This is a genomic window from Mediterraneibacter hominis (genome assembly GCF_014287475.1).
Taxonomy (GTDB): domain Bacteria; phylum Bacillota; class Clostridia; order Lachnospirales; family Lachnospiraceae; genus Mediterraneibacter; species Mediterraneibacter hominis.
Genome location: NZ_JACOPF010000003.1, coordinates 29717 through 46410, shown reverse-complemented (window position 1 = coordinate 46410; position 16694 = coordinate 29717). Strand labels below are relative to the sequence as shown.

General features: G+C 39.0%; 16 protein-coding genes. 4 read left to right on the top strand and 12 right to left on the bottom strand.

Annotation, left to right across the window (positions count from 1 at the left end; translation table 11 throughout):
• Positions 1-228 precede the first annotated feature (228 nt).
• Positions 229-1032 (top strand): DeoR/GlpR family DNA-binding transcription regulator, encoded by an 804-nt coding sequence (locus H8S37_RS13220; RefSeq protein WP_186876538.1) that lies wholly within the window; start codon positions 229-231, stop codon positions 1030-1032.
• 98 nt (positions 1033-1130) lie between these two features.
• On the opposite strand, the gene H8S37_RS13215 is transcribed toward H8S37_RS13220, so the two are convergent.
• A complete protein-coding gene (locus H8S37_RS13215; RefSeq protein ID WP_186876537.1) occupies positions 1131-1739 on the bottom strand; it encodes a sugar O-acetyltransferase in 609 nt (202 codons plus the stop codon).
• Positions 1740-1907: 168 nt separating this feature from the next.
• Between H8S37_RS13215 and H8S37_RS13210 the strand changes: the two genes are divergently transcribed.
• Positions 1908-2774 (top strand): helix-turn-helix domain-containing protein, encoded by an 867-nt coding sequence (locus H8S37_RS13210; RefSeq protein ID WP_186876536.1) that lies wholly within the window; start codon positions 1908-1910, stop codon positions 2772-2774.
• A gap of 99 nt (positions 2775-2873) precedes the next feature.
• Here the strand turns inward: H8S37_RS13210 and H8S37_RS13205 are convergent, their stop codons facing one another.
• The 10 genes from H8S37_RS13205 to H8S37_RS13160 all read right to left on the bottom strand — a co-directional run bounded on the left by H8S37_RS13205 (position 2874) and on the right by H8S37_RS13160 (position 13735).
• Positions 2874-3944: an Ldh family oxidoreductase gene (locus H8S37_RS13205; protein ID WP_186876535.1), complete on the bottom strand. Its 1071-nt coding sequence runs from the start codon at positions 3942-3944 to the stop codon at positions 2874-2876.
• 17 nt (positions 3945-3961) lie between these two features.
• The gene (locus H8S37_RS13200) at positions 3962-5302 is read right to left on the bottom strand and encodes a hypothetical protein (RefSeq protein WP_186876534.1); all 1341 of its coding nucleotides are present in this window, start codon (positions 5300-5302) and stop codon (positions 3962-3964) included.
• 12 nt (positions 5303-5314) lie between these two features.
• Positions 5315-5650, bottom strand: a complete 336-nt coding sequence (locus H8S37_RS13195; protein WP_186876533.1) for a cupin domain-containing protein — start codon at positions 5648-5650, stop codon at positions 5315-5317.
• Between the two features lie 33 nt (positions 5651-5683).
• Entirely contained in the window at positions 5684-7201 is a 1518-nt protein-coding gene (locus tag H8S37_RS13190; RefSeq protein ID WP_186876532.1) for a xylulokinase, read from the bottom strand.
• A 10-nt stretch (positions 7202-7211) separates the two neighbouring features.
• Positions 7212-8177, bottom strand: a complete 966-nt coding sequence (locus H8S37_RS13185; protein ID WP_186876531.1) for a D-2-hydroxyacid dehydrogenase — start codon at positions 8175-8177, stop codon at positions 7212-7214.
• A gap of 200 nt (positions 8178-8377) precedes the next feature.
• A complete protein-coding gene (locus H8S37_RS13180; RefSeq protein ID WP_186876530.1) occupies positions 8378-9412 on the bottom strand; it encodes a sugar ABC transporter substrate-binding protein in 1035 nt (344 codons plus the stop codon).
• A 41-nt stretch (positions 9413-9453) separates the two neighbouring features.
• Positions 9454-10446 (bottom strand): ABC transporter permease, encoded by a 993-nt coding sequence (locus tag H8S37_RS13175; RefSeq protein WP_186876529.1) that lies wholly within the window; start codon positions 10444-10446, stop codon positions 9454-9456.
• Positions 10447-10457: 11 nt separating this feature from the next.
• Positions 10458-11960 (bottom strand): sugar ABC transporter ATP-binding protein, encoded by a 1503-nt coding sequence (locus H8S37_RS13170; protein ID WP_186876528.1) that lies wholly within the window; start codon positions 11958-11960, stop codon positions 10458-10460.
• The gene (locus H8S37_RS13165; protein WP_186876527.1) at positions 11957-12940 is read right to left on the bottom strand and encodes an ABC transporter permease; all 984 of its coding nucleotides are present in this window, start codon (positions 12938-12940) and stop codon (positions 11957-11959) included. The genes H8S37_RS13170 and H8S37_RS13165 overlap by 4 nt, the downstream gene beginning before the upstream one ends.
• A gap of 30 nt (positions 12941-12970) precedes the next feature.
• Positions 12971-13735, bottom strand: a complete 765-nt coding sequence (locus H8S37_RS13160) for an HD domain-containing protein (protein WP_186876526.1) — start codon at positions 13733-13735, stop codon at positions 12971-12973.
• A gap of 397 nt (positions 13736-14132) precedes the next feature.
• Between H8S37_RS13160 and H8S37_RS13155 the strand changes: the two genes are divergently transcribed.
• A complete protein-coding gene (locus H8S37_RS13155; RefSeq protein WP_186876525.1) occupies positions 14133-14924 on the top strand; it encodes an HpcH/HpaI aldolase family protein in 792 nt (263 codons plus the stop codon).
• Positions 14925-14976: 52 nt separating this feature from the next.
• Positions 14977-15657 carry a hypothetical protein gene (locus H8S37_RS13150; RefSeq protein WP_243207195.1) on the top strand — a complete coding sequence of 227 codons (681 nt, stop codon included), beginning with the start codon at positions 14977-14979 and terminating at the stop codon, positions 15655-15657.
• A gap of 66 nt (positions 15658-15723) precedes the next feature.
• On the opposite strand, the gene H8S37_RS13145 is transcribed toward H8S37_RS13150, so the two are convergent.
• Positions 15724-16632 (bottom strand): acetamidase/formamidase family protein, encoded by a 909-nt coding sequence (locus H8S37_RS13145; protein WP_186876524.1) that lies wholly within the window; start codon positions 16630-16632, stop codon positions 15724-15726.
• Between the last annotated feature and the right edge of the window lie 62 nt (positions 16633-16694).

Sequence of the window (16694 nt, the reverse complement as noted above, 5' to 3'; positions counted from 1 at the left end):
TTAATATAATTTTTTCATTTAATTTGTTATAAACGCCAAATAATTTTATATAAATATCATTTTATGAAAAATTTGTTTATTTTGTACATTTTTTATTTTTATATTTGTTTATTCTGATACTTTTTCATTTTCTCCACTTTTATCACGCATATTTTATTTACAAAATACCTGTTTTATATTAGCATATTCATAAACAAATATACTTTTTGCATATAAAAGGGGTAAAATATGAAAACCAGTAAAGAGGAAATCATTTCACGTCATAGTAAAATCATTCATTATTTACGCAAAAATAACTACATAAAAGTATCAGAACTCGCAGGGATTTTCCATGTTTCTGATACGACAATCCGCAGGGATATTCATCTTCTTGCCAATTATGGAGAAGCCATCCGCTGTAAAAACAATGTTTGTATATTGGATATAAACAGAAGCCATCCTAAATTTGACAACGAAACAGGCGCCTCTGCCTGCTCCGAGGAAAAAGACATAATTGCCCAGTATGCTGCATCTCTGATTGAGGACGGCGATACCGTCTTTTTCAACAGCAGTTCCACTGTACTTAGAATTATCCCGTACATCAAAAATAAAGCTGTTACAATTATTACCAATAATGGAAGAAGTTTATTCACAGACAGAGATTCCAGTACTGAACTTGTACTTATAGGAGGTGAGGTAATCGGAAATACAAAAATGGGAAATGCGAAAATGTACACAACAGGCAACCTTGCTGTTGAGGCAATTCAAAAAATCTCTTCTACAAAATGTATTCTCGGTGTAAGTGGTATCAGCGCAAAAGGCGGGCTTACTTCGATGGCAGTCCAGGACCCCGCCATAAACCAGGCCATGATTCAACACTGTGACGGCCCTGTCATTATTGTAGCCGATCATAGAAAAGTGGGAATCCAGCATAGCTTCTTTTTTGGGAATTTATCCGATGTTTCCTGTCTGATAACAGATGCGGACAGTGACATGACAGAATTGGAGAAAATAAAAGAGGCAGGGGTGGAAGTTGTGATTGCAGATTCTTAATATATGCAAATTGCGCAAAGTATTGTTCTTTTATATATTGTTTAACAGCCTTTCCCTGGTTCTCTTTTGGGAAAGGCTATCATTTTTTTATATTTCTTTTAATACTCTTTCTCTAAAATCTGCATGTAGTCTGTTTTTTCCGCTTCTGTTATAGTACGTATGACCTTACATGGCACTCCTGCCGCCACCACATTAGCTGGAATATCTCTTGTAATCACGCTTCCCGCTCCAATAATCGTATTGTCCCCGATCGTTACGCCCTGGTCGATATGTACTCCTGCGCCAATCCATACTCTGTTTCCAATTTTAACCGGTTTCCCAAAACAAGCCCCCTTTGCCCGTTCTTCGTGCCAGTAGGCATGTCGGCAAGTATAAATTCCTACCCGTGGTCCAAACAAAACATCATCTCCGATATAAATGCCTCCTCCATCTAGCATAACACAATCAAAATTTGCATAAAAATTATCCCCCAGATAAATATGAAAACCAAATTCACATCTGAAGTTCGGCTCAAAAAACGGATTTTTCCCTACAGAGCCTAGCAGCTTTTTTAAAATCGCCTCCCTGACCTCCGGCGCCTCCCCATAAGACTGATTGTACTGATTCGTCAAAAATACGGTTTCTTTTCTTGCATTGATCAGTTCCGGCGTAAGATCGTTATACATCTCTCCGGATAAAATTCTTTCCTTTTGTTCTTGTAGATTCATAATTATATCTCTCCCCTTTCCCTATGTTCTCTTAATCTCTACTTCTTACCTTCTCTTTTCTTATCTTGCCATATATATTTCTTATCTTGCTATTTTATTGACAGAGTGTCTTTGGGCAGATAAACTAAATTAAAATACCTCATATAAACAAAAGGAGGCGTATGGTATATGGATGCTAAATTTCTTTCTCACTCGTTTCTCTACAAAGGAGACTATGAATGTTTGCTACGCACCCCACAAAATGAACTTCCTTATCATCTTCATTATCACGATTTCTATGAAATTGTTTTGTACTTAGGTAATGCAGGTATTTTTAGAATCAATGACAGAGAATACCTCATTCGCCGTGGAGATATTGCGCTTATCAATATGTTTGACCCACATACCCTTGTCTACAACAAAAATGCCTACTACGAACGTTTTAGCATGAGTATTGACCCAAGTCTGCTATTGTCCTTTAATACACCTTATTCCAACTTGCTTGATATTTTCACTAAAGAAAACAGTCATTATCCCATCTTTCATGTGAACGGCAAATGTTTTGACAAGTATCTTACGCTTCTTCAACAATTCGATCAAAAAAAACCAGCGCATGGTCAAGATATCTATGAAAAGGCTCTGCTTCACCAGCTTGCTTCCTATCTTTTCAGCGATTGTTACGATGGTATACATTTTGATAATACCGATTCCCGCCACGTCGCAATGATAGCGGAACTGGTAGATTTTATCAATACCCATTTAAGTGAAAATCTGTCTCTGGACAGACTTGCTTATGAGGTCAATTACAGTGCATACTATATCTGCCGTATTTTTAAAAAGGTAACCAAATACACTTTGACCAATTATATTGTAGAAAAAAGGATTGAAAAGGCAACCCATTACTTAAAGGGCACCCTTTCTATCAATAAAATTGCTGAAAATGTAGGCTTTAATAATTACAGCTACTTCTATAAAACATTCTCTAAATATATGGGAATCAGTCCTCTTGAATATCGAAAGCGTTATCAAACTTCCAATGAATCTGTCTCTGAATAATTCTGTCCATTTCCAAAAATATTCAAACTGTGACACCCACATATAAATTATGCTGAAATAAGGACAAAAGCCCTGTCTTCTGTCCTTATCTTCTTCTCCTTAAGCCTCTATCAATTCTAAAAATTCCATATCCTCTGCCGCCAAACCAAGTTCTTTTCCTGTTTCTTTTAACTGTGCTGTCAATGTCTCTGGTAGAAGGATTCCTTCTTTTAAATTCTTTTGTTTATTTGTATATTCAATTTCTCCAGGATATTTTGCGCTGTCTATTTCTTCCCCTACCGGAAGTGCCTTGAGCGCGTCAATATATTTTTCCGCATCTGTATGGAATTTCTGTAAATCACGAAAAGCGCTGATATTGACACATCCAAAACTCTGACTGGACAATTCTGGCGTATCTGGCAAGTCTTGGTCATTTACATCTGGTGATAATACACCACCGGAAAGTAATGTTGCAAACAGCTCAACAATAAACGCAATACCAAAACCTTTATGTTCTGCCATCGGAACAAGCATACCGTATTTCTCAAGATCTGTCGTTGGTTTTCCCTCTTTATCCAGAAGCCAGCCCTCCGGAATCTGCTTTCCTGCCATTGCGTATGCTTTTGCTTTCCCAAATGCTGCTGCACTTGTAGCCATATCCACACAAACTTCTGGATATTTCCCGCCTGCCGCAAATGCGAAAGAAAACGGATTGTTACCTATAAATGGAACAGTCACTCCCGGAGGCGCCATAGAAGGATCCGTATTGGAACACGCAAAACCGATGTATTCTTCGCCAGCAAGTTTCATTGCCCAGTGTCCTGCCATACCAAAATGATTACTGTTTTTTACAGACACAATGGAAATGAGATTTGTCTTTGCTTTTTCACGAGCAATCTTTACTGCTTTTTCTCCAGCAACAGCGCCTAAACCACCCTGCGCATCGATAACCGCTGTATTAGCTGTCTCTGATACAATCGGATATTCACTTTTAACCGATGCTCCGCCGCCTCTAATCTTGTCAATATACGATTTGGTACGCAGTACTCCATGACTACTTACCCCTCTCACATCCGCATGTACAAGAAGCTCTGCAACGGACTGTGCCTGTTTTTCTGTAAGCCCTGCTTTCGAAAAAACCTTCTGTGTAAATATCTTTAACTGTTTCTCCATTACCTTATAATTTTTCATCTTCGCACCTCCATTGTTTATGAAAATACCCTTACAATTTCCATCCCTAAAAATTTACAGATTGTCATCATTAGCTGTACATAATCGCCCTCTTTTACTATCAGATGATGATCCATCCCCTTTTCCATCAGTTTTTCAACAGCTGTACTTGCCTTATCCGCCACATGCAGTTTTATAAGCAACTTTTCACCGCCTTTTACCCATTCCTCACGAGTTGCCTGTACAACATCTGCATTTTCTACTAAGAGCTTATAGTATCCTTTAGAACCTACAATACTGGAGATAGTCACTATATCCATAGGCTTTACAGGTACTCCTACGAATGTTCCCTTTTCACCACTCTGGGAAATCTGCACCTTATCGATACTTTCTGCCAAAGAATGTGCTGTACTTCCTTCATGTGCCAATGCTAGGATGTTCTTTTCATCATCTATACTTCCCACTTCTCCAAGAGCGCAAGCTCCGCCTTTTGCCGCCCTGTTTAACATGTACATAACCACCGTATGCCCGATATCCCCTTCTGTATCAACAATAAAGCCCTCATCAGCAAGCCATGAAGATGTAAGATTCATTACTCCACTGAACATAGGATAGCACTCTGCCGCCATAGCGTCCAACGAATACTTTCCAGCAATCTCTTTTGTTGCCATATAAACCTTCGCCATATATTTCATAGCTGTATCGTCTGCCTTTATAATTCCAGTTCGCTTTGATAGGCATTTCAATGCAGCCTCTGCCTCTTTATCACTGAATTTTTCAGCTAGAGACAGCACTTCTGTCATCTCTATATGAATTAAGGTAACCCCTAGTTTCCTGGAAAATTCCCATTCCTCATTGCTCATATCCTGTGGACCCGCAACTCTCCATGTCTGTCTTGGCCCCACTAATGCCAGCCTCATACCTTTTACTGCTTTGATAATCTGCCCTGCCTCCGCAACTACTTTTACCTTTTCAACTGCTTCCACGTTATCTGGAAGCCCATACACATATTCATATTCTATTCCCTGCGCTTTTAAAATAGCGCCAAAATGCTGCACACAGCCGATAGAAAATGTTTCTGTATACGGTACTGCCCAGAAAACAGTGGGAAGATTTAATTCATTGATAAATATATACTGCATGGAATCCATAATCCATGTCACTTCTACAATTACTAGTGCATCCAGATTTTCCTTTTTAAACTGACTACAGATTTCCACTGCATCTGCTGAATTCCACGCAACTTTATCTGCATGCACAACTTCCACATTTTTTCTGCAAAGTGCATTGCCGATGTCTTTCAGCAATTCTTCTGCGCGCTGCCCTCCACTTTCGTATTCACATGTTACACCTACTAATCCAATTTTAGGCTGATTCATCTCCTTTTCCTCCTATTCCTTAATATCACTTGGAGCACAACTCCATGTAATTACCGCCGGTTCCATTCCGATATTCGTCAATTCATGCGGTTCCCCTTCTTCTACCAGAATAATATCTCCCTCTGTCAGTTCATAAAACTTTGAAGTTTCCGTGTTGTGCATAATAACATGTCCTCTGCTTACATAGAAAACTTCATGTGACTGGGGATGTCCCGGATCAATTCCCCCTGTTTGTCCTGGAAGAAGAGTCGAAGAGCCAAATGTAACCTTTCCCGTCGCTAAATATTCCCTGCATACCTCCGGTCCGTCCAAAGAAATAATCGCTTCATTCTTTTTGATTACTTTCATAAATCCACCTACTTTCCACTGGTTTTTATTATATTATTTTGTTTTGTCAAAACAATTTGCCAACTCTGCAAACAACTTTTTGTACATTTTATATCCTTCTTCATATTCTTTTACATTTTCTTTTGAAGGTATAATTCTTTCTTTTATTTCCACCATATTTTCCACAGCACTTTCCACACTCTCAAAGCTTCCCGTCGCCGCCCCCGCAAGAATTGCCGCCCCAAGCGATGCCGCTTCTTTTGATTTTACTGTCTCTAATGTCACCTGATTGATGTCTGCTTTAATCTGAGACCATATCCTGCTTTTTGAACCACCTCCCAAAGCTCTAACTTCTCTTACCTCTATCCCCATATCCCGCAGAGAATCTATATTTCTCTTCAATATATACCCTAGAGATTCCATAATCGCTCTCATAAAATGTGCTCTTGTATGCTGAAGCGTAAATCCAAACCATACTCCCTTTGCTTTTGCATTAACGTCTGGAGCAAGAGAACCCGCCAGATGCGGAAGCATAATTAATCCATCACTACCTGCTGGTATTTTTTCAACCTGCTTACTGATCATGTCATACGCGTCCCCACATCCCTTTTTTTCCATCAGCATTTCCAAGTCACAGAACTTATCGCGGAACCATCGAAGAGTCATTCCTCCATTTGTAAATGTATGTATCATATACATCCCTTTGAGTGGAAAACAAAACAACGGCATCTTTCCTACTGGATCGAATATTGGCGCATTTACAGGTACACATACTGCCAGTGCTGCTCCAATTGTCTCCGAAAACATTCCCTCCTTTATATTTCCTGCTCCAATCGCTCCTGATGCCTGATCCAAAGCACCCGTACAAACCATTACCTCCGTTCCTACTCCTAGTTCTTCTGCAACTTCCGGTAAAATTTCCCCAATCACTGTTCCCGATTCGACGACCGGTGATAACTGCTCTTCACGGATTCCGAGATAGTGAAGCATCTCTTCCCAATATGTCCTGTTAATAATATCCCAGTAAGTGGAAGAGCATACTAATGAGGGTTCTGTTGCATATTTCCCTGTCAGCTTATATATAAAATAATCTTCTATCAGAAGAAATTTATCTGCTTTCTTAAATACTTCTGGCTCATGCTTTTTAATCCAAAGAATCTTTGAAGCAGGCCAACAAGCCTCAAAACTAATCTGTCCAGTCTTTTTATAGCAGGTTTCATTTCCGAAGACCTCCTGAAGCTCCCTTGCCTCCTCCACTGCCCGATTATCCATCCACACAATTGCATTTCTTAAGGGATTCCCCTCTTTGTCCAGTACAAAAAGTGTTTCTCCCTGAGCAGACATAGCCATTGCAATCTGCGTATCTGCTGTCAGCTCATACTGCTTCTTTAATTCCTTTAAACCTGACTTAAATGCATTCCAATACACTTCTGCCTCTTCCTCTACATAGTTTGTCTCAGGAGTCAACAAGTCATATTCCTGAGTTGAAATCGCCAGAATCTTCCCCTTCTCATCAAAGAGTGCGACTTTCATCGCTGTTGTTCCTAAATCCAGTCCCATTAAAACTTTCATTGTAATCCCCCTATTCATTGACCACATTTACTGCATTATCATGTAAAAATGCATCTAAATTATTTACTGCTATATTCATAAGCCGCTTTCTAGATTCCTTCGGCGCCCAGGAAATATGTGGTGTCAAAAAACAGTTTTTTGCTTTTAACAGAGGGTTATCGCCACGAATAGGCTCTGTTGAAACTACATCCAAGCCCGCCGCATATACTTTTCCAGTGTTTAAAGCATCAGCTAAATCCTGTTCCACTACAAGTTGTCCTCTTGAATTATTGATAATAATGACCCCATCCTTCATCTTTTCAATATTTTCTTTACAGATAATTCCTTCCGTCGAAGGGAATAAAGGACAATGTAAGGAAATTACATCTGCTCTCTGAAATACTTCTTCTCGTGTTACATATTCTCCAATTTTTTTTCCGCTGTCATTAGGATGTTCATCATTAACAATTACAGTCATTCCCAATGCCTTCGCGATTCTGCCTGTTGCCTGCCCTATCCTTCCAAATCCAATAATCCCTATTGTCTTGCCTGCCAGTTCAATCAACGGATAATCCCAAAAGCACCAGTCCAGATTTTTTTCCCAGCGTCCAGTATGTACCGCCCTATCGTGATGCCCGATATGATGGCAGATTTCTAAAAGCAATGCTATAGCAAACTGACCTACTGCATCAGTTCCATAAGTAGGAATATTTGTTACTGTTATCCCCTTTTCTTTTGCCGCCTGTATATCAACCACATTATATCCGGTAGCAAGCACTCCGACATATTTTAACCCTAAACATTTTTCGAATACTTCTGCTGGCATTGGGGTTTTGTTGGTAAATACTATTTCCGCATTACCAATTCTACTGATGATCTCATCCACATCTGTCAGAGAAGTTCGATCATATACTATTAGCTCTCCAAACCGTTCAAGGGCATCCCAGCTTAGGTCACCCGGGTTCAGTGTATATCCATCTAATACAACTATCTTCATCTCGCTTGTCTCCTTATACTAATTTTCTCGGAAATATTTCCTAGCTATATCATAATGAATTTCTATAGTTTTCGTCGATTATCAATCTTGCACTCTCCTTTTCTTATCTTGTCATTTCTCCCTGTCTCAGACAAAAAGCGTCTCCTAAGCCGTTTTCCGGTTTAAAAGACGCCTCTGGTTTTCTTATATGTTCTATGCGTTTACTCTGCTTTTAGATAATCTCTTGCCCAGACAGACGGTTCTGTCTCAATATTGTCTGATGTAACTGCCGGAGTAACAATCCAGTTTTCCTTCTCCACTGTATTTCCAAGATATAGATCTGCCACTACTTCAACCACCTTTTCAGCATGTGCTATATTGTCAAATGGTACCCCTGCATCAATATATCCATCCACAAATGCCGGATATGCTTCTGGGTTAATATCTTGTGTGCAGATATACATATGCCCTGCTTCTCCACGTTTTTCCCAACGCCCTGCTTCTTCCAAGGCAGCTTGTACTGCTGAGAATGCAAAATCACTTGCGAGAAAAAGTACCTCTGCATCTGGATTTGCCGCCAGTGCATTGCTCAATCCACTTTTAAAATTCTCTGTTTTCCACTCTGTCGGAACTGTCGTCACAGTTTCCCACATCCCTCGTTCTTCCTCAACTTGCGCCCATCCTCCTGAACGGTTTACAGAGTTGGGATCCCCGGTACTTCCAAATAATTCAATTGCTTTTGCATCTTTCACGCCATCCTCCTCCAATATATCCGCCAAAGCTTCTGCTGCTATTACAGACTGTTCAAGAGTCTCCTGTCCTACATGTGCATCTGCCAATTTCCCTGAATCCTGGTGATCTAGTGTAACCACTTTAATACCTGCATCTTGTGCTTTTTTAATAGATTCTCCTATCGTTTCCGCATTATTGCACCAAATTACCATGACATCTACCTGCTGATTAATCAAATCTTGAATATTGGACGTCTCTTGTACAGGTGTTCCATCCCCCACTACTTCGATCCATTCAAACTCTACCCCGTATTCAGGACCTTTTTCTTCGCCAAATTGTTTCATATAATCACTCCATACAGTCACATTAGTACTCTGTTTTTCATGCCATGATACACCAACTCTTACTATGGGGATTCCATTACTGCCTTCCTTTTCTTTTTCCTTATTTCCACATGCCGTTACCGTTAATAACAACAGCATACACATCATAATACCTACAATACTTTTTAATCTTTTTTTCATACTTCTTCTCCTCCTTTTTCTTAAATCTATTCTTGTTATTCCTATGTTTCAGCTATCTCTTCATTCTTCTTTTTCTTTATCTGTACGAGCGATTGATAAGACTGAGCATACATCGCTATAAAGATAATCCCTCCTTGCACCAGCTGATAGGCATAAGGTGATACCCCCATAAAATTCAATCCGGCTTCGATAATTGTCAGCGTCATTACGCCTATCGGCAGACCTTTAAGCACATGTCCAGTACCTCCAAACATACTAAACCCACCAATCACACAGATAGCAATCGCCGTGAATTCCTTCCCCTGTCCAAATGCCAACGTCACGCCTCCTACCTGAAAAGAAAGTAACAGTCCACTGATTGTTGCCAACAGTGCAGACAACATAAAATCTAACACAATTATTTTGGGTACGTTGATTCCTAATTTTACAGCTATTTTCTCATCATTTCCAATTGCTGTTATTAATCTACCAAATTTTGTACGACTGTGAAGAATATACATCAGTATTAGAACAATGAAAGCAATGATAATATCTAAAAAAATAGGTCCGATTTTATAAGTTCCCAATCCGCGGATATTTTCTGGCAGTGAAAGGGGCATTCCTCCTGATACAGTCCGAGCAATACCTCTTACTGCTATCATTGTTCCCATTGTCGCTATCATTGGAGTCACTTTCAATAGGACTACCAACAATCCATTTACGATCCCGACCGCTAAGCCTGCTACTAAAGCTCCTAACAATGCAGATACTATATTTATTTTCATATTTTCGATCAGTACAGTAAAAACTGCTGTCGCTAAGTACATAACAGAACCGATTGACAGATCTACTTTTCCTGTCACTATAATCATCGCTGCTCCCGCTGCAAAAATAAAGTTAGGCGCTGCCGTATGTAACATAGAAATGATATTTCCCGCTGTACAAAAATTATCTGTCACAAGAGAAAAATATACAAATACGAGAATGATAATAATTACAAAACTATACTTCATCAAAAATTCTTTTAAGTGGAATTTTCTCTTCTCTTTTTTCATATTTCCCCTCCTCACTGCAGTGCTGCTGCCATCAATTCTGTTTGTGTCGCCCCTCCCGGAAGTTCCTGAACAAGTCTTCCATTATGCATCACCAGATACCTCTGGCTTACACTCATTAATTCATCAATATCAGACATAATAACCAGAACTGCCGTTCCCTTCTCTGAAAGTTCTCGAATTACTTTCATTACATCTGCCTTCGCTCCAATATCCAGTCCCCGCGTAGGCTCATCTAGAATAAAAATTTTCAGTTTCTTCTGAAGCCATCTTCCTAAAATCACTTTCTGCTGGTTTCCTCCACTTAGGGTGCTAATCGGCTGATTCAGATTCGCTACCTTTGTCTCCAGACGCCTAATATATGTTTCACAGACATCCAATTCCTTTTTCTTGTCTATAAATCCCGGAATTCTTCCAGTAAGATTTTTTAAATTTGCAGATGTCATGTTATCTTTCACAGACATCTCTAAGGCTAGTCCATCTACGCGTCTATCCTCCGTAACAATCGCCACATTGCCAATCATTTTTTTAGGTGAGACTTGTTTTAATTGTGCATCCCTGTCAGGTATATATATCGTCCCCTCATCTATCGGATCTAATCCAGTAATGCACCTTACAGTTTCTGTTCTTCCAGCGCCCATCAGTCCCCATAGCCCAACTACCTCACCTTCATGTATTTCAAAACTAATGTCATCGACAACCCCCTTTCTTGTTAAATGCTCAACCTTCATCACAACTGGCGCTTCTTTTGAAACCGCAGCAGACTTACTGTTCTTTTCTGTAAGTTCTTTAACTTTATCTCCAATCATCATCTGTACCAAATCAGCATGCGTAACATTTGACACTAAATCTTTTCCTGCTGTTATACCACCGCGCAGTACCATTACCCTTTGGCAGATTGTAAAAATTTCATCCATCATATGTGTAATATAAATGATCGCTACGTTTTCTCTGCGCAGTTGTTCAATCACCTTAAACAGTCTTTCCTTCTCAGGCAAGGTAAGAGAGGAGGTTGCTTCATCAAAAATAATAATCTGAGGATTGCTCAGCAAAGCGCGCGAAATCTGTACCAACTGTCGATCTCCAGCACCAAGGCTTCCTACCAATGTATCAGGTGAATAGTTGCACCCCAGCTTTTTCAACACTTCTACGCATTTCCTTTTACTCTTTTTATAGTCTATCAGGCCGCCTTTTGTTTGAAAATTATTCAGATACAGATTATCTACGATAGACATTGTTGGCATTAGTGCCATCTCCTGTTGTACAAAAGCAATTCCCCGTTCAATTGCTTCTGTCGGATGTTTAAATTTGACAGGCTTGCCGTCTATCAATATCTCTCCACCATCTTCCTGGTATATACCACATAAAATATTCATCATAGTGCTTTTTCCGGCACCATTTGCACCTATTAAAGCGAGTACTTCTCCTTTGTATGCCTCCAAGTCGATTCCTCTTAGTACTTTATTTGCAGAGAAACTTTTTGTAATTTGACGCATTTGTAAAATTGCTTCATTCATTTTGCTTCCCTCCTGCCTTGTTTTACCATATCAAGTGCTACAAATATAATAATTAAAACTCCTTTAATTACTAAATTTGTATTGTACGAAAGATGGAGCATATTAGTAAAGTTACTAATAATTGTAATAAAAACTGCCCCGAACACAGCACCATAAGCAGTTCCTACACCGCCGTTTGTGCTAGCTCCTCCTACAACTGCTGCGCCTACAATATCCATTACAATAGTGTCCTCACCGAACGTTGCTGATGCTGAATTCATTCTCGCACTCAATATTACCCCTGCAAGCCCTGCCATCGTTCCAGAAATTAAATATGTAGCAAAAATTGTTCTTTTTGCCGGAATTCCTGAAACCTCTGCCATTTTAATATTTGTACCTGACAGATATAGCCAGCGTCCCATATAAGACTTTTTCAGGAACATCTGGGCAATAATCATCAAAAGAATCATAAGGAAAATGGGAAGTGGAAATCCTCCGATATCAAACAACACGGTTCGTTGAAAAGATGCATGCATCCCTGTAACGCCAGACGAATTTGTAATCCACATACAAAAGCCAAATGTCATCATTTGCATGGAAAAAGTTACTACAAAAGGAATCATATTCAGATATGCAATTGCAAATCCATTGATTAATCCACAAAAAAGTCCTATCCCTATCATAAGTAGGAGGGCTACAAAAGAATTTCCACCTTGCCCCATATACATAACTCCTAGTATTGCTGCTGTCGCCATTACCGGGGGAATGGATAGGTCAATTCCTCCTCCAATTAAAACAAATGTCATTCCAATAGACATAATCGCAAGTGAGGAGGTCTGAAGCAAAATACTGGATATATTACTTAATGTAAGAAAATATGGATTTTGTGAAGTAATATATATAATACTTATAATCAATATTACAAACGGCAGTGCTGTAATTACGGCGGATATTTTATCCACCTTCATTTCTTTTTTTTGAACACTCTCTTTCAGACTCATTGTTCCTGCCTCCTATTTAGTCATCTAATCTTATTCTTCCCACGAATCCAAAGACGGGAATGGCAGTGTCTCTCCACTCAGCCTGATAGTATCTCTCATTCTATTGATTCTCGGTCTGATTGTCTCATAAACTTCCCGCGGTATAAATTTACGCATTTCTTTGTTGAATTCTATTTCATGCTTAAACTGCGGATGATCTTTCGTTAAAACTCTTCCTGTTCTTGTCTTAAATACAACAGAAAGCAGATCGTAATATGCTCTACATGCACAAGTATCATCATTCCACACATCCATAAACCATTCGCCTTCAAGAGAAACAATCATATCCGCATACGCCACTATTTTTTCTTCCCATGTCTCTGGCAGTTTATCTTCTTTGTCTATCACACACGGAAGATTCGCTCCTTCTACATATTCTTTTGTAAGTCCTGCAAAATCATGTAATTCTATACATCTTGCAACTTCCTCGCTATACCCCGCATCTCTTGCTATTTGTGAGCCAATAAAAGCATGTTCCGGCATATCATCTTTCTGAATCTGGCTGATTCCTACATCATGTAGCAGAGCTCCCATTTCGCACACGTATCTATCTACTTTGATTCCCAGCTCTTTTTCCACACCATCCGCAATCAATAGCGCAACATCCCCAATAACAATGGAGTGATGAATTTTATATAGCGGCAGTCCTACCTCTGCCATGAGCGCAATGGCTTTCATCCTCTCTGTTGAAAACTCCTTAAAATACTTCAAATCATAACTTGCCTTGGTGTATGGCTGTACTACATATTTCGCCATTTTATCTCCTCCTTTTTCTTTTTAAACTTTTATCCGGACTAATTTTTTGTGTTTTTATAATATATCATCTTTTTTTCAATTCCGATTATATATCTTGCACAACACATTTCCTATTTTGCCATATTTATATAGTCAAATTTCTCATCCTCCTCTTTCTTTTTATCTCTTCTTTAATTTTTACACTTACATTCTATACACAACAATATAATTTTGCAGGTAATATTTGATAATATTTCCATAATTTTCTCTCAGTTCTAAAGCTATTTTTATATCAAAACTTGAAAGAGCAAGATAAGAAATAGTAATTGCAAGATTGATAATCGACGAAATATTTAAAAATAAATAATATGAAAGCAAGAAATATTTCTGATAAATCAAATGTAAAGGAGACAATGAAATGAAGCTAAACAAAATAAGAGAAATCTTAAACAACAATGGCACCACTGTTAACACTCGAATCTGGAGCACATGGCCTACTATTGTAGAAGCTGCCGCATCGACGGGAAGTTTTGATTATTTTGAATTCCTTGCAGAGTATGCGCCTTTTTCCCTGCATGACCTTGAAAATTTTGTAAGAACCTGTGAATTATATAATACAGGCTCTATGATTAAAGTTGATTTTCAAAATAGAGGGTATATTGCTCAAAAAGCAGCAGCAGTTGGTTTTCAAGCCATCTTATTTACTGACCACGAAACACCGGAACAGGTAAAAGAAACCATTCAGATGGTGTCGCCAAAAACGCCAGAAGATGGGGGGAAATTTGGCTATCCAAATGCGCGGTGGATTAAATACCATCCAGAGTTAAAACAGATGGACTATGCTGCTATGAACAGAAGCCTTGTTAAAGCATTCATGATCGAGAAAAAAGAAGCTGTAGATAATATAGAGGCAATCTGCTCTATCCCGGGTGTAGACATGGTTCAGTTCGGGCCTTCTGACTACTGTATGAGCAGAGGCTGGAATTGTGCAGAACACAAGGAAGATATAAAAGACGCACACGAGAAAATGATTAAGACAGCGCTTGCTTACGGAGTACAGCCGCGTGTAGAAATTGCTTCCTTAGAAGAGGCCGAGTATTACAAAGCAATGGGAGTCAGACATTTCTGTATCTTAGATCAGATGGATATTCTGATGGCCGCTTGGAATGGTCCGTGCAAGGATATAAAGAAAATGGCAGATGCGATTTGACCACTGTATTCCTATACATAAACAATAAATTTAGAAAAGGTAGGTAAATAAAATGAGCATGTTAGATAAAATAATTATTATGCTGACACATAACGATAAGACCGTTCCAAATGCAATTGAATTTTTTGAAGAAAATAAAGATCTCCCTATCCAATTTTGGGGATTTAAAGATGTGGGGATGGAACGCAACAAAATGAAAGCTCTATGTGAGAAAATGAGAGCGTCTGGAAAGACTTCTTTCCTCGAAGTTGTATCCTACACAGAAGAAGAATGTATGAGAGGAGCTGAAATTGCTGTAGAATGTGGATTTGATTACCTTCTTGGAACACTCTACTACGACAAAGTAGCAAAATATATTCAACAGCATAATTTAAAATACTGCCCGTTTGCAGGAAAAGTTTCTCAAAGTCCTAGTATTCTGGAGGGGACCCTGGAAGAAATGCTTGCACAGGAAGCCCTGTTTGCTGAGAAAGGTGTATTTGGGACAGACTTGCTCGGTTATCGTTATGTGGCTGGTGATCCTAATGTCTTATCTGCTGAATACATAAAAAATGCTAAAAATCCTGTTATTCTTGCCGGCAGTATTGGTTCTGAAGACAGGATCAAACTGGTAAAAGAAATGAATCCCTGGGCATTTACAATGGGTAGCGCACTCTTTACCAAAAACTTTGTTAAAAACGGTTCTTTCCGCGATAATCTAATCCATGTAGTTAAATTTCTAGAAACATTATAATACTACCCGAAAAAGTCCCCGTAAAGCAAACGTTTTCCGGGGACTTCTCCTTTTCAGTCATCATTTTCAAAATATAATCTTTTCTGCAATCTTCTTTGGAATTCCCAATCTTATCGAAACACGCGGATCTACTACATTGCACACTTCTATGTCGCCTACCATGCCAAGCAATATAATCCATTCCTTTTTTCCATATCCTCCACCCCGTTTAACAAGAAAATGATATGCAGTTTCCATAGCTTCTTTGGTCGCTTCATCCATGCTTTCTGCCGAGGCAATCACATACCATTTGTCCTCCGTTTCTAGTATCGGCCACTTTTCCTGCCTATTTTTTATCAATTCTACTTTTGCTGTAATACAAGAGGGCACCTCTAAAGCTGAAAATATTTCTCCGTCTCCCTGCATTGCATGCGCATCTCCCATATTCAACAAGGCACCAGGAACTGCAACAGGAAGATACAGAGAAGTTCCCTCTGTAATATATTTACAGTCCATATTTCCACCGTATGTGCCCGGGGTTACTGTATCTTCTATTTCATCTGCCGGACAGACTGCAATTGCCCCTATCATTGGTTGTACCGGAAGTTCTAGCCTGCCTCCAAAAAATATCGCTTTTCCATCTTTTATCGGAACCTTTATTGTTTCTTCCCTATCCAGATATTTTCCATATACCTCAAAATCCGGCGGAAAAAGAGCAATCGTTCCTTTTTCTGCTGTAATTTCTATTTTTTCTATTGTAACCTTCAATGTATCACCAGGTTCTGCATTATTAATATATACATCTCCGTTGCACGGCTGGCATATAAACCCGGCTTTAATAATACTACTTTTCAGTATGCCTTCGTCTGTCAGTCTGTTTTCTACAAAATCTTGTGCATGAAAAATAATTATATCACCCGAATCTGCATACATCGCCGGTTTCCTATTCTTGTCATAAATATAGATTCTATACTTTATATCCATCTCTCTTACCATTTTCTTACCTCCTACTACAATATATTTGTATTTAATCAAACATATATTAATAAATATAAGTA